Origin of the sequence: Methylobacterium sp. J-059, assembly GCF_022829485.1 — a bacterium.
GTDB lineage: Bacteria > Pseudomonadota > Alphaproteobacteria > Rhizobiales > Beijerinckiaceae > Methylobacterium.
The window spans coordinates 14,445-27,387 of sequence record NZ_JAKSYA010000032.1 but is presented as its reverse complement, the minus strand read 5'-3'; the positions used below and the strand labels follow the sequence as shown (position 1 = coordinate 27,387).

Annotated in this window: 13 protein-coding genes; 8 read left to right on the top strand and 5 right to left on the bottom strand. The window is 65.7% G+C overall.

The window, feature by feature from the left end; translation table 11 throughout:
* Positions 1-76: 76 nt before the first annotated feature.
* Positions 77-1,270 carry a site-specific DNA-methyltransferase gene (locus MKK55_RS02010; protein WP_279595941.1) on the bottom strand — a complete coding sequence of 398 codons (1,194 nt, stop codon included), beginning with the start codon at positions 1,268-1,270 and terminating at the stop codon, positions 77-79.
* 674 nt (positions 1,271-1,944) lie between these two features.
* On the opposite strand from MKK55_RS02010, the gene MKK55_RS02005 reads away from it, so the two are divergent.
* From MKK55_RS02005 to MKK55_RS01970, 8 genes are all read left to right on the top strand, one after another.
* Positions 1,945-2,301 (top strand): septal ring lytic transglycosylase RlpA family protein, encoded by a 357-nt coding sequence (locus MKK55_RS02005; RefSeq protein ID WP_243933022.1) that lies wholly within the window; start codon positions 1,945-1,947, stop codon positions 2,299-2,301.
* 80 nt (positions 2,302-2,381) lie between these two features.
* Positions 2,382-2,696 (top strand): polyhydroxyalkanoic acid system family protein, encoded by a 315-nt coding sequence (locus MKK55_RS02000; protein WP_147729107.1) that lies wholly within the window; start codon positions 2,382-2,384, stop codon positions 2,694-2,696.
* A gap of 89 nt (positions 2,697-2,785) precedes the next feature.
* Positions 2,786-2,998 (top strand): hypothetical protein, encoded by a 213-nt coding sequence (locus MKK55_RS01995; RefSeq protein WP_147729106.1) that lies wholly within the window; start codon positions 2,786-2,788, stop codon positions 2,996-2,998.
* Between the two features lie 48 nt (positions 2,999-3,046).
* Positions 3,047-4,864 (top strand): ATP-binding cassette domain-containing protein, encoded by a 1,818-nt coding sequence (locus MKK55_RS01990; RefSeq protein ID WP_243933021.1) that lies wholly within the window; start codon positions 3,047-3,049, stop codon positions 4,862-4,864.
* Positions 4,865-5,067: 203 nt separating this feature from the next.
* Positions 5,068-7,047: a BON domain-containing protein gene (locus MKK55_RS01985; RefSeq protein ID WP_243933020.1), complete on the top strand. Its 1,980-nt coding sequence runs from the start codon at positions 5,068-5,070 to the stop codon at positions 7,045-7,047.
* A 24-nt stretch (positions 7,048-7,071) separates the two neighbouring features.
* Positions 7,072-7,359, top strand: a complete 288-nt coding sequence (locus MKK55_RS01980) for a hypothetical protein (RefSeq protein ID WP_279595942.1) — start codon at positions 7,072-7,074, stop codon at positions 7,357-7,359.
* 91 nt (positions 7,360-7,450) lie between these two features.
* Positions 7,451-7,783, top strand: a complete 333-nt coding sequence (locus MKK55_RS01975; RefSeq protein WP_243933018.1) for a hypothetical protein — start codon at positions 7,451-7,453, stop codon at positions 7,781-7,783.
* Between the two features lie 87 nt (positions 7,784-7,870).
* The gene (locus MKK55_RS01970) at positions 7,871-8,587 is read left to right on the top strand and encodes a YidB family protein (protein WP_243933017.1); all 717 of its coding nucleotides are present in this window, start codon (positions 7,871-7,873) and stop codon (positions 8,585-8,587) included.
* A gap of 32 nt (positions 8,588-8,619) precedes the next feature.
* Here MKK55_RS01970 and MKK55_RS01965 read toward each other — a convergent pair whose 3' ends face one another.
* The 4 genes from MKK55_RS01965 to MKK55_RS01950 all read right to left on the bottom strand — a co-directional run bounded on the left by MKK55_RS01965 (position 8,620) and on the right by MKK55_RS01950 (position 12,660).
* Complete coding sequence (locus MKK55_RS01965; protein ID WP_243933016.1) at positions 8,620-10,428, bottom strand: P-loop ATPase, Sll1717 family; 1,809 nt, start codon at positions 10,426-10,428, stop codon at positions 8,620-8,622.
* 222 nt (positions 10,429-10,650) lie between these two features.
* The gene (locus MKK55_RS01960; protein WP_243933015.1) at positions 10,651-10,986 is read right to left on the bottom strand and encodes a hypothetical protein; all 336 of its coding nucleotides are present in this window, start codon (positions 10,984-10,986) and stop codon (positions 10,651-10,653) included.
* A 75-nt stretch (positions 10,987-11,061) separates the two neighbouring features.
* Positions 11,062-12,321, bottom strand: coding sequence for a beta-ketoacyl-ACP synthase II (fabF, locus tag MKK55_RS01955; protein WP_243933014.1), 1,260 nt, complete (start codon positions 12,319-12,321; stop codon positions 11,062-11,064).
* Positions 12,322-12,420: 99 nt separating this feature from the next.
* The gene (locus MKK55_RS01950; RefSeq protein WP_066926221.1) at positions 12,421-12,660 is read right to left on the bottom strand and encodes an acyl carrier protein; all 240 of its coding nucleotides are present in this window, start codon (positions 12,658-12,660) and stop codon (positions 12,421-12,423) included.
* Positions 12,661-12,943: the final 283 nt, after the last annotated feature.

The following is a 12,943-nucleotide window of genomic DNA, read 5'->3' as shown; positions in this document are numbered from 1 at the left end:
TGCCCGACTTGGGCACACGAGGTGCGGATCTCGGGCAAGCCCGCGATCCGTCGGGGGGAGGGAAGGGGGCGCGGTTCTAGCCCGCCGCCCCCATCACCGCGCGGAGCTTCGCGCGGTAGGTGTCGATCACCACCAGCTTGCCGGCGCGCTCGGCGTGCCAGAACGTCCAGCCGTTGCAGGCGGGCAGGCCCTGGACCAGGGCGCCGACCTTGTGGATCGAGCCGATGGCGACGCCGACGTCGAGCTGGCCGTCCGGCCGCACCGTCGCCCTGAAGCGGCGGCGCTCGTCGGTGAGCACGTCGCCGGCCTTGAGATGGCCGGCCTCGACCACGCCGAGGAACGGCACCCGCGGCTCGGCGCGCTTGGTCGGCGCGACGAGGAGCGCGGCCCGCGACAGCGGCACCACCGCGTCGATGCGCCGGCGCGCGGCGTCGGCGTAGACCGCCTCGCGCTCGCAGCCGATGAAGCGGCGCCCGAGCAGCTTGGCCACCGCGCCGGTGGTGCCGGTGCCGAAGAACGGGTCAAGCACCACGTCGCCGGGATTGGTCGCCGAGAGCAGCGTGCGGGCGAGCAGCGCCTCCGGCTTCTGGGTCGGGTGGACTTTGCTGCCGTCGGCGCCCTTCAGGCGCTCGTCGCCGGTGCAGAGCGGGATGAACCAGTCCGAGCGCATCTGAAGGTCTTCGTTGCCGCCCTTCAGCGCGTCGTAATGGAAGGTGTAGCCCTTCGATTCGGCCGAGCGGGAGGCCCAGATCAGGGTCTCGTGCGCGTTGGTGAAGCGCTTGCCGCGGAAGTTCGGCATCGGGTTGGCCTTGCGCCAGACGATGTCGTTGAGGATCCAGAAACCAAGATCCTGCAGCACGCTGCCGACGCGGAAGATGTTGTGGTACGACCCGATCACCCACAGCGTGGCGTTCGGCTTCATCACCCGGCGGCAGGCGGTGAGCCAGTCGCGGGTGAAGCTGTCGTAGCTGGCGAAGCTCGCGAACTTGTCCCAGTCGTCGTCGACGGCGTCGACCCGGCTCTGGTCCGGCCGCATCAGCGAGGCGTCGCCGAGCTGGAGATTGTAGGGTGGGTCGGCGAAGACGCAGTCGACCGACGACGCCGGCAGGCGGTTCATCGCCGCGATGCAGTCGCCGACGAGGATCTCGTCGAGGGGAAGGCGCTGGACGGCGGGTACGAGACCCATCCGTGGTGCCGACGAAGCGCGCCCGGTACGCGAGACATGTTTCCGGGCGGCGGCGTCGGCAACCACGGTACGCGGGGAAGCCATGGCAAACACCGGTTACGCGACTGACCGGCAGACCATGGCCCCGTTAAGGTAAAGGTCGCGTTTCCGATTTGTGGAACTTCCTGTCCCGGTTTGGGGCTGGCGTTGCTTTCGATCTCTTTCTGGATCGTCGCGGCCTGTCGCGTTCACGTCGCCTTAACCATTCCCATCACGGCGATTTGCCTTGCCGGGACCGCATCGACCGCACCCGATGCGGCGATTGTCGCGTTCCGCGCTCGCATCTTCGGATGGATCGCTCCAACCGCCACGCGGCGACCGGGTCGTGCGCCCCTACGGTCGGGAACCGGAACGAACCGGCGGTGCAGGCAGGCGCCCGCGGCGCCGCGCCCACGAGCCCGGCCCGGCCCCACGCTACGGCCAAGCTCAGTCGCAGGGTGGGCAGCAGGGTTTCGCTGAGCGCACGTCTTGGACCTCGACGGCGGTTCTTCCTGCGTCCCTGTGCGGGGGCATGAAGACTATACCACAGCGTAATCGGGCATTCGCACCGAGAAAAAGACAAGTCTTAAATGCTTGGGCGTTGCTTGTAGCGGCGAATGCGGGCGACATCTTCGAAATTCGGCCGGAATGTGATCCGGCTGCCCAAAATGTGGGGGTCTCATTTCAGCCCCGTTCGGTCTCGATTGGCGCCGCCCTCGTCAACAGCCAAGGACCGAAGCATGCATTTCCGACCCGTCGCCAGAAACGCCGCCGTCACCCTCGGAACCGCCCTGTCGCTCGTCGCCGCCTCCTTGCCGGCCGCCGCCCAGAGCGGAGGCGCATCCTGGTACGGCAGCGGCCATCGCACCGCGAGCGGCGAGCGCTTCAACCCGAACGGGATGACCGCCGCCCACCGCAGCCTGCCCTTCGGCACCCGCGTCCGCGTCGAGAACCGGCGCACCGGCCGGTCGGTCGTGGTGCGGATCAACGATCGCGGCCCGTTCGTCCATGGCCGCATCATCGATCTGTCCCGCGGCTCGGCCCGGGCGCTCGGCATGGGCGGCACCACCTACGTCTCGCTGCACGTCGTGAACTGATGGGCAGGCCGGCCGGCGTTGCCCTGCACCCCGGCCGGCCCCATCTCCGGGCCTGAACCGGAGACGCAGCGCGAAAAGCCATGGCAAAACCCCTCATCGTCGACATCCCGCACGACCTCGGCCGCGACGAGGCGCGCCGCCGCATCGAGACCGGCGTCGAGCAGGGGCGCGCCTTGCTCGCCAAGAGCGGCGTCACCATCGAGAACCTCGCCTGGACCGGCGACCGCCTCGACTTCGCGATCTCGGCGATGAAGCAGAACATGAACGGCCAGATCGACGTCGGCCAGGAGAGCGTGCGCGTCGAGTGCCACCTGCCGCTGCTGCTCGCGCTGTTCGCCGACAAGGTGAAGAAGATGGTCGGCAAGGAAGGCAACCTGCTGCTGACCAAGAAGTAGCACCGGAACACCCGGCGCGACCGCGCCGTTCACGCTCGTCACGCGGCGCGCGCCAAGACGCGCCGCGACCCCAGCGAGGAGCGTTTCCCATGGCCGATCCCGGCGCGATCCCCGAGGTGCCGACGAACCCAACGCCGGCCCCCGACACGCCCTACGACCCGCCGACCGTGCCGAGCCCTGCGCCCGGCCCGGAGATCCCCGGCGAAACCCCGAGCGAGGCGCCCGGCATCACCCCGGCCGAGGTCCCCGTGACCACGCCCGGCATGCCGACGCCGACCGGCCCCGCCGACCCGGTCGCCTGAGCGCATCGGCATTTGTGGTGAAGCGGCCGCGCTGCCATAAGCCCGGCCATGGCCGCCCCACCGCTCCTGACCCTTCAAGACATCGCGCTCACCTTCGGCGGCACGCCGCTGATCGAGGGAGCGGGGTTCTCCGTCTCGCCCGGCGAGCGCACCTGCCTCGTCGGGCGCAACGGCTCGGGCAAGTCGACGCTGATGAAGATCGCCGCCGGGCACGTCGAGCCGGATCGCGGCGTCCGCTTCGTCCAGCCCGGCACAACGATCCGCTATCTCGCCCAGGAGCCGGATTTCTCCGGCTTCGCCACCACCCTCGACTTCGTCGAGGCGGGCCTCGGCGACGGCGACGCCCATCACCGCGCCCGCTACCTGCTCGAGAGCCTCGGCCTCGACGGCAGCGAGGACCCGACGCGGCTCTCGGGCGGCGAGGGCCGCCGCGTCGCGCTCGCCCAGGCGCTGGCGCCCGAGCCCGACGTGCTGCTGCTGGACGAGCCGACCAACCACCTCGACCTGCCGGCGATCGAGTGGCTCGAGGCCGAGCTGAAGGGCACCCGCGCCGCGATGGTGCTGATCAGCCACGACCGGCGCTTCCTCTCCGCCCTGTCCCGCGCCACGATCTGGCTCGACCGCGGGGTCACCCGCCGGATCGAGCAGGGGTTTTCCGGCTTCGAGGCCTGGCGCGACGCGTTCTTCGAGGAGGAGGAGCGCGACCGGCACAAGCTCGAGCGCAAGATCAACGACGAGGAGCACTGGCTCCGCTACGGCGTCACCGCCCGGCGCAAGCGCAACGTGCGCCGCCTCGGCAACCTGCACGCGCTGCGCAAGGAGCGCCGCGACGACCGCCGCCCGGTCGGCACCGTGACGATGCAGGCCGGCGAGGCCGAGGCCTCGGGCACGCTGGTGATGGAGGCCAAGAACGCGAGCAAGAGCTTCGGCGAGCGCCGGATCGTCGCCGACCTGTCCCTGCGGGTGATGCGCGGCGACCGCCTCGGCATCGTCGGCGCCAACGGCGCCGGCAAGACCACGCTGATCAACCTGCTCACCGGCAAGCTGCAGCCCGACGACGGCAGCGTCCGCCAGGGCACCAACCTGAAGATGATGCTGCTCGACCAGGCCCGCGCGGTGCTGGAGCCGAGCATGACCGTGACCGAGGTGCTGACCGGCGGCAGCGGCGATTCCGTCGTCGTCAACGGCGTCAGCCGCCACGTGGTCGGCTACCTGAAGGATTTCCTGTTCACCCCCGAGCAGGCGCGCACCCCGGTGTCGGTGCTCTCGGGCGGCGAGCGCAACCGGCTGCTGATCGCCCGCGCGCTGGCGCAGCCGGCCAACCTTCTGGTCCTCGACGAGCCGACCAACGACCTCGATCTGGAGACCCTCGACCTGCTGCAGGAGATGCTTGGCGACTATTCCGGCACCCTGATCCTGGTGAGCCACGACCGCGACTTCCTCGACCGCGTCGTCGGCAGCGTGCTGGTCTCGGAAGGCGACGGGCGCTGGGTCGAGTATGCCGGCGGCTACTCCGACATGGTCAACCAGCGCGGGATCGGCGTGCAGGCGCGCGCCGGCGCCAAGGGAAAAGCCGACGCCAAGAGCGGCGCAAAGGCCGACCTTCGCGAAAGGGCGGACGCGGCGCCCGCGTCGAAGGCGAAGCTGAACTTCAAGGACCAGCACGAGCTGAAGACGCTGCCCGCGCGGATGGAGAAGCTGCAGGGCGCGATCGCGCAGCTGCGCACGGTGCTGGCCGATCCCGGCCTCTACGCCCGCGACGCGGCCCGCTTCGACAAGGCATCGGCGATGCTCGCCCAGGCCGAGGTCGAGCTGTCCGGCGCCGAGGAGCGCTGGCTCGAGCTGGAGATGCTGCGCGAAGGGTGAGCGTCCGCCGGCCTTCATGATGCCGCGATGGCGGTTCAGGTTTCCGGTGCAGAAGTTCCAGGACTCACACATCTCCGGGTGGCGGCACCGGACGGCGTGTTCGAAGCACGGCTCAGCACTCTCTCCCGCGCGGGGGAGGGGACCCGTGCCCGATCATGCGCTCTGTGAGACGAGGATCGCCCGCCATCATCGGATCGTAGCCCGTGCCGTCTCGCCATCCGCCCGCATCGCTTGACGGCCTGCGATCCAAGGGCTGGCTGCTCGGCTTGCCCGTGCTCGGGCTGATCTGGGTTGGCACCACGCTGTACGCCGGGCCCGGGATCGGCGCGCGGATCGCCGAGGCCGGCGAGGCGGTGGCGCAGGCGACCGAGGCCGGATCGCCCGAGCCCTGGCTGCGTGTCACGGTCCGCGGGCGCGACATCGTCGCCGAGGGCGAGGCGCCGGGGCCGGCCGCGCGCGCGGCGGCGCTCGCCCGGCTGGAGGCGCTGGCCGAGCCGCGCCGGATCGTGCCTGAGATCGGGCTGATCGAGACCGCCGCGCCCTTCGCCTGGAGCGCCACCCGGACCGCCCCCGACCGCATCGCGTTCTCCGGCAGCCGCCCGGCGGAGATCGGCCGCGCCGCCTTGCGGACGCGCCTGGCCGCCGAGATCCCCGACGAGACGGCGATCGACGACGCGGCCCATGCCGCCCGCGGCGCGCCGCCCGACTTCCCCGCGGCGGCGGCCTACGCGGTCGCGCGCCTGCGCAACCTCGCGCCGGGCGCCATCGCCACGGTGACGGACATGGCGATCGCCGTTTCGGGCGAGGCGGTGGACGTCGCCGCCTACGACGCGCTGCGCGCCGCGCTCGCCGAGCCGCCGCCGGGCTACACGCTCGGCCGGGTCGACGTCCTGCCGGCGCGGATCGACGACTTCACCATGGCCGTGTCGCGAAACCCCGGCGGCGGGGTGGTGCTCACCGGCTCGGTGGTCTCGGAGGCGGCGCGGGCCGAGATCGGGCGGCTGGCCGCGGAGATCGCCGACGGCGTCGCGGTCGAGGACCAGATGCGCACCGCCCGCGGCCTCGCCAAGGACATCGAGCCGGACGCGCTGGCCCGGTTCCTGGTCCGCCTCGTCGGGCTGATGCAGAGCGGCGGCGCCCGCTTCGACGGCGCCCGGGTGTCGGTCGCGGGCGACGCCGTCGACGGCCAGGCCGTCGGGGAGATCGAGACGGTGATGCGCGACGCCAGGCCTCCCGGGGTCGGAGCCGGCGCGGTGGCGCTCACGGTGAAGCCGCTCTCGCCCTACCGCGTCGCGATCCGGCGCGAGGCCGACAGCGTCAGCCTGTCCGGCCACCTCCCCGATACGGAAGCGCGCGACCGGCTGCTCGCGGTGGTGAAGCCGCGCTTCTTCCGCGAGCGCATCCTCGACCGCACCCGCATCGCCGACGGCGCGCCGCCGGACCTCGCCGCCGCCCTGTCCGCCGCGGTGCCGGTGCTGGCGAGCCTGTCGAGCGGCGAGGTCGCGGTCGCCGACCGCACGCTGACGCTCTCGGGCGAGAGCCTGTATCGCGAGGCCGCGGGACGGGTCGCCCGGACACTGCCGGCCGCGATGCCGCCGGGCTGGAGCGCCACCGTCGCGGTGGTGCCGAAGACCCCCGTGCCGACGCGCGATCCCGAGGCCTGCCGCGCCGAGGCGACGGCGCTCGTCGGCGGAACCAGCCTGCGCTTCCCGCCCGGCTCGGGCGCGCTCGCGCCGATCTTCTATCCGGTGCTCGATCGTCTCGCCGATCTCGCCAAAACCTGCCCCGCGCTGCGCATCGCGGTCGCCGGCCACGGCGATCCGGCCAAGCCCGCGCCCGCTCCGCCCGAGGCGAAGGTCGCCGACGCGTCCGGGGCGCAGGCAGGGGCCAAGCCCGATCCGGCCAAGAGCGACGCGGCGAAGCCCGACGCCAAGGCATCGGACAAGAAGGCCGCGCCGGCGTCCAAGGACGCCAAGCCTGCCAAGGATGCCAAGCCGAAGGACGCCAAGCCGAAGGACGCGAAGCCCAGGGAGGCGGCCGAAGCGCCCGAGCCCGACCTGGCGCGGCTGCGCGCCGGGGTGGTCGTCGAGTACCTGCTCCAGGCCGGCGCCGGCGTCGATCAGCTCAGCATCGCGGACAAACCTTCGGACCGGCCGGGCATCGCCTTCGCCGTGCTGCCCTGACCGTCAAGAGGCCGTTCGCCCGTGATGCTTCTCCTCGCCGGCCTGTGGCCGGGATCGCTCGCCGCCCTGGTGCTCGGGCTCGGCGTCGGCCGGCTCGCCGGGTCGCCTTCCGGCCCCGCGATTCCCGCGGCGCTCGGGATCGCGACCCTGGTGCTGGCCGGCATCGCCCTCGCGGGGATCGTGCCCGGCGTCGCCGGGTTCTGGCTCGAAAGCGCGGTCGCGATGCTGGCGCCCTACCTCGCCGGCTGCGCGCTCGGCGGGCTCGCCCGACGCCTCGCGGGGGTGCGACCGAGCGAGCCCCCCACAACCTGAAGCTGGCGCGGAACCGAGGCGCCCCGGTCCGGCGTTGCCCCTCCAGAGAGAGCCTTCGGGCTCACCGGAGACACGCAACGGACCCCAAACCATGAGACTCGATCGCTCCGCCCGCCGTCGCCTCACCCTGCGCCCGCGCGCCGGCCTCGCCGCCACCGCGCTCCTCGCCGCCGGCCTCGCCGGCTCCGGTGCACTCGCAATGCTCGGCGACTTCGTCGAGCCGGCGCGCGCGCAGTCGGCGGCCAACCGCATCGACCAGCCCACCGCCGCGACCCTGCCGGACGCCGAAGGGCGGCCGAACGGGACCGTCCCCTCGGCCCGCGCCCTCGCGCCCGGCACCGACGTGATGGACACGGGCACCGTCGGCGCCGCGCGGGTGAACCCGAAAGAGCACCTGCCCGACGCCACGCGCTCCGCCCGCTAGGCACGACGCAACCTCGGCCCGGCCCCCGCCGTTGATCGGCGGGGGCTTTTTCGTGCGCTCCGTCCACCCTGATTGAAGGAAACCACCATGGGTCTGCTCGATTCGGTGATCGGCGGCGTGCTCGGGCAGGTGCTCGGCGGCGGACGTGGCGGCAACCCAGGCGGCGCGGCCGGTGGCGCGATGTCGCCGATCGTGAAGGCGCTGCTGATGCTGTTGCTCGCCAAGGGCGCGAGCGGCGGCTTGGGCGGCGCCCTCGGCGACGTGTTCGGCGGCGGCCAGCGCCGGCCGGAGCCCGGCCCCGACACCGAGCGCTCCGGCGGCGCCGGTCCCTACGGCCGCGATCCCGGCCACTCCGCCGACGATTCCGCCCAGGATCCCGGCGACATCGGCGGCTTCGACCAGGAGGGCGGCCGCCGCGACGCGCCGCTGCCGCCCGGCGATTTCAGCGATCTCTCCGGCATGCTCGACGGCCCCGGCGACCGAGCCAATGTTCCTCAATCAGGAAATGTTTCACATGAAACATCGGGCGAGACCGGCGGGCTCGACGGCCTCGTCGACCGCTTCCGCCAGGGCGGCCTCGGCGACGTGATCGACTCGTGGATCGGCCACGGCAGCAACCGCAGCATCGAGCCCCACGACCTCGCCCGCGCGCTCGGCCCCGACACCCTCGGCGCGCTCCAGAGCCAGACCGGGATGGACCGGGACTCGCTGCTGTCGCAGCTGTCTCAGGTGTTGCCGGAGGTGGTGCACGGGCTCACGCCGCAGGGGCGCGTGCCGGATGCGGGGGAGCGGCGGGGGTGGTGAGCGTTTTTAAATAAGAAGATCCTATTCAGTATTTATTGTTGAAAGTCGCTTAACAAAAGAAGATCCGTCGAACCCCGAATACGAAGCGACGCATGAAATGCTGGATTTAAAACAAGTAAAGGATCTTCGAGTTTTTCTACTATTATGTTCATCTTCGTCATGTCATATCCAAGATTATATATGTACAAGTCCTGATGGCCACCCCTGCGGATACCAAAAAATCCATAGTACAAAAGATGATTAACAATTTGTAGGCTTTTTTCGTTAGTTAGCTTGTGCTTCGCGAACATCGAGATAACTTCAGTTTTTCTATGAACTTCGTTCTCTTCAAAAAATCGATACAAAATTTTATCTGCATCAACTTCAATATCAATAAGCTCGCGGTTTGCATCAGCGAGGACGTCATTGGAGTATGCTTCTAGGCCTTTGATAATGTCGTCACGTAGAATCGAATCATGGCCCATATTGACAGCAATGCCACGGCACAACGAGAAAGCTTTCAATAGATTTCTCGGTCTCATAAGGCATCGATCTATTATATAGTTTGATGTTTCCTCTCCTGATATATGGGATATACACAGAACCGACCAGATGTCTGAAAACGTCTTATCCTTAGAAAAATCATTCTGAACAAATCTTTTTCTCATCATTTCTCTGAGAAGATCTCGGTCTTGCCAATCCAGGGAAGCTCGAAGTTCCTTACCGAAATCAGAAGATCTTCTTACAAGCAATTCGTATATATCGTTTCGGATGAAGACAATAGCGCTGATTAAAACTGCCTTTTTGGAAAGTTCGCGTTGTATTTTTCGGTTTGCGTCAATCAAACACCTCAACATTAAAACGTCGGTTTTGGATACGCCATCAGATGCCCAGCCTTTATCTAAGTTATCGAGCAATATCCAAATCGAATCTTTCTGCAGTAAGTATTGAGTGACCTTTTCCCTCAACTGTCTTATGTCACTGAGATATATCAACTGAGTTATCTGTGAATTACTCAGCTTGAAATCCGATGAGCCTGCATCGGACAGCTTTATTTCATGAAATTTCTCGGCAATTGATTCAGATAAAATCGAAAGTCTTTCTGAGAAATCAGCTGCTTCGCCTAAACTATCTGATCCAAAGCTGCTTTCTAGATCATCATATAGCCGCTTCAGCTTGACATCCCGATAGTGGAACTTCTTGTCTTTCTCAAGTATTTTATAGCAAATTTCCATCAAAATAATGTATTCCCAGAGTGCTGTTATCAAATGACTCTGGGCCCCTTCTGCAAGATAACTTAGAACATCATCTTTCAGTTTAAGTAGTTGGAAGGCTTCGGGGTGTAGATCAACAACTATGTTTTTGTTGTTCTGACTAAAGCGAGATACAAGCTGCAAAAATAGAGCTGTCTTTCCAGTTCTTTTGCGTCCGACAATCAAATTGACTTCACCACGCATTGCGCGGTGAAATTCATCAGTTCGCAAGTAGTATTGCGAGAGTGTAGAGTCTTCGTTTTCTGCCATTGGATCGCCGAGGCGCAGATCCGCTAGAAAGTTTTTGTTTTCTATTTCTTCTCTGACGGCACTTCCTTTGAGTTCGTAAACCTCAAAAGCAAAATCGTGTACGAACTCATCGATTTGAGTAAAATTTCGATACGTCTGAACAAAGTCACGAACATCGAGAGGGGCAGGCCCTCCGTCATTCTGGATAAGGAGCAATTTTTTTCCTAGACCATAAGCTAGGCCAGCGACGAAGGCCGCTCTAATATTGTGGATATCGGCGTCTTTCTCATCAGAAGAGAGAATGGGTACTATCACTCCAAGAGATTTGCTTACCTGCTCCATCGCGAATGGAGCGGACAATCTCATGTCCTCAAAGGGATTGAAACTACGAAATTTAAGTCGAGCTTTCTTAACTCTTCCGACTAAACGCATCATTGCGTCGGTTCGAGTCGGAGGCTCTAATATAAACACCGGAATATTTTGGTCTAATGCTTTTGTAAATTTTAACGCAGGAGTGCGCCTCGCTCTATGACTACATCTAAAAGTTGAGACGAATTTTGATATTCAAGATAGCCCAGGGTGTCAAAGATACCAATTTGAGAAAAATGTATACTTCTCTTTATCTATTCCACTATTCATAGTCAGAATGACGGGCTTGGATTTTGCAATAGCATAACCAATTTCAAATGTGACATTGAAATTTGTGATTGTTATGTCTGCAACTAGATGCTGACTTGCATCAATATGCTCAAGGATAGGTGATATTAAGGGTTGACCGACGATCTCGTTCTCTTCCCAAAGCCGCAAATGGAATGGGTCGTTGATTTCCTTCAAGTCGACTGCTGCTAAATTAAAACAATCAGATATAATGCGAGGCTTTGATGGATACGCCGCAAACGAATTGATCAAGCTCGCCATTATTTACCTCAGATGGCGGACCAAGCCAATCCGCTTCTGTAGGTATGTTATTCAACTTTAGGTCGCTGTAAAGGATCAAACCCGCCGCATCACCAAGCTCGCATTCGTCCCGCCAAACCCGAACGAATTCGACAGCGCGATGTCCACCCGCCGGCGCTTGGCCTCGTGCGGGACTAGATCGAGGGCGGTCTCGACGCTTGGGTCGTCGAGGTTGAGGGTCGGGGGGATGACGCCGTCGCGGATGGTCAGGATCGAGAAGATCGCCTCGATCGCGCCGGCGGCGCCGAGAAGGTGGCCGACGGCCGACTTGGTCGAGGACATCGCGACGCCCTCGGCGGAGGCGCCGAGCAGGCGCTCGACGGCGCGCAGCTCGAGCTCGTCGCCCATCGGCGTCGAGGTGCCGTGGGCGTTGATGTAGTCGATCGCGCCCGGGTCGATGCCGGCCCGCTTCACGGCCGCCGTCATGCAGCGGAAGGCGCCGTCGCCGTCCGGCGAGGGGGAGGTGATGTGGTAGGCATCGCCCGACATGCCGTAGCCGACCACCTCGGCGTAGATCTTGGCGCCGCGGGCCTTGGCGTGCTCGTACTCCTCGAGCACCACCACGCCGGCGCCTTCGCCCATCACGAAGCCGTCGCGGGCCTTGTCGTAGGGGCGCGAGGCCTTGGTCGGGGTGTCGTTGAAGCCGGTCGACAGCGCACGGCAGGCGGCAAAGCCCGCGATCGACAGCCGGTCGACCGGCGATTCGGCGCCGCCCGCGACCATCACGTCGGCGTCGCCCAGCATGATCAGGCGGGCGGCGTCCCCGATCGCGTGCGTGCCGGTGGAGCAGGCGGTGACGACGGCGCTGTTCGGACCTTTCAGCCCGTGCGCGATCGAGACCTGGCCCGAGGCCATGTTGATGATGCGGCCGGGGATGAAGAACGGCGAGATCCGCCGCGGGCCCTTGTCCTTCAGGGTCACCGAGGCGTCGTAGATGCCGCCGATGCCGCCGATGCCGGAGCCGATCATCACGCCGGTGGCGCACTGGTCCTCGTAGCTCGTCGGGTGCCAGCCGGCATCGTCGAGCGCTTGGCCCGCGGCGGCCATCGCGAAGACGATGAACGGGTCGACCTTGCGCTGCTCCTTCGGCTCCATCCACGCGTCGGGATCGAAGGTGCCGTCGCTGCCGTCGCCCAGCGGCACCGTGCAGGCGATGCGGCAGGCGAGGTCGGAGGTCTCGAAGGTGGTGATCGGCCCGGCGCCGCTGTCGCCGGCGATCAGCCGGCTCCAGGTGTGCTCGACTCCGCTGCCGAGCGGCGTGACCATCCCCAGACCCGTAACCACCACCCGCCGCATCGCGCTATCCCGAACCCGTTCCGCTTGAACAACGACAGCGGCGCGTCGGGTGTTTCCACCCCGCCCGCGCCGCGTCGACCCGAAGGACGTTTTGGCCGATCAGGCGGCCGAGTTCTTCTCCAGGAACTTCACCGCATCGCCGACCGTCTGGATGGTCTCGGCGGCGTCGTCCGGAATCTCGACGTTGAACTCTTCCTCGAACGCCATCACCAGCTCGACGGTGTCGAGGCTGTCGGCACCGAGGTCGTCGATGAAGTTGGCGCCCTCGACCACCTTCTCGGGCTCGACGCCCAGGTGCTCGACGACGATCTTCTTCACGCGCTCAGCGATATCGCTCATCGTTGCTGGTCCTCGGTCTTCACGTTACGTGGGTGAAAGGAATGGCGCCGTTGCCGCCGTGGCCCTTGCTTCGGGCCGGTCCTGTTTCGAGCGGCTGGTGACCGAACGCGCTGGGTCCTGAAATCCTGTTGGCCTTGGACTCGGAACCCGCCGAACCGTCAACCCCTTGCACGGCAGCCGGGGTGTTAACACAGGGTTTCGGCGCTGGCGAGGCCCGGTTCACGAACCGTTCATCGGTGTGCTCCGGGCGCCGATTCCGCCGCGTTTTCCGCGGGATGGCCGG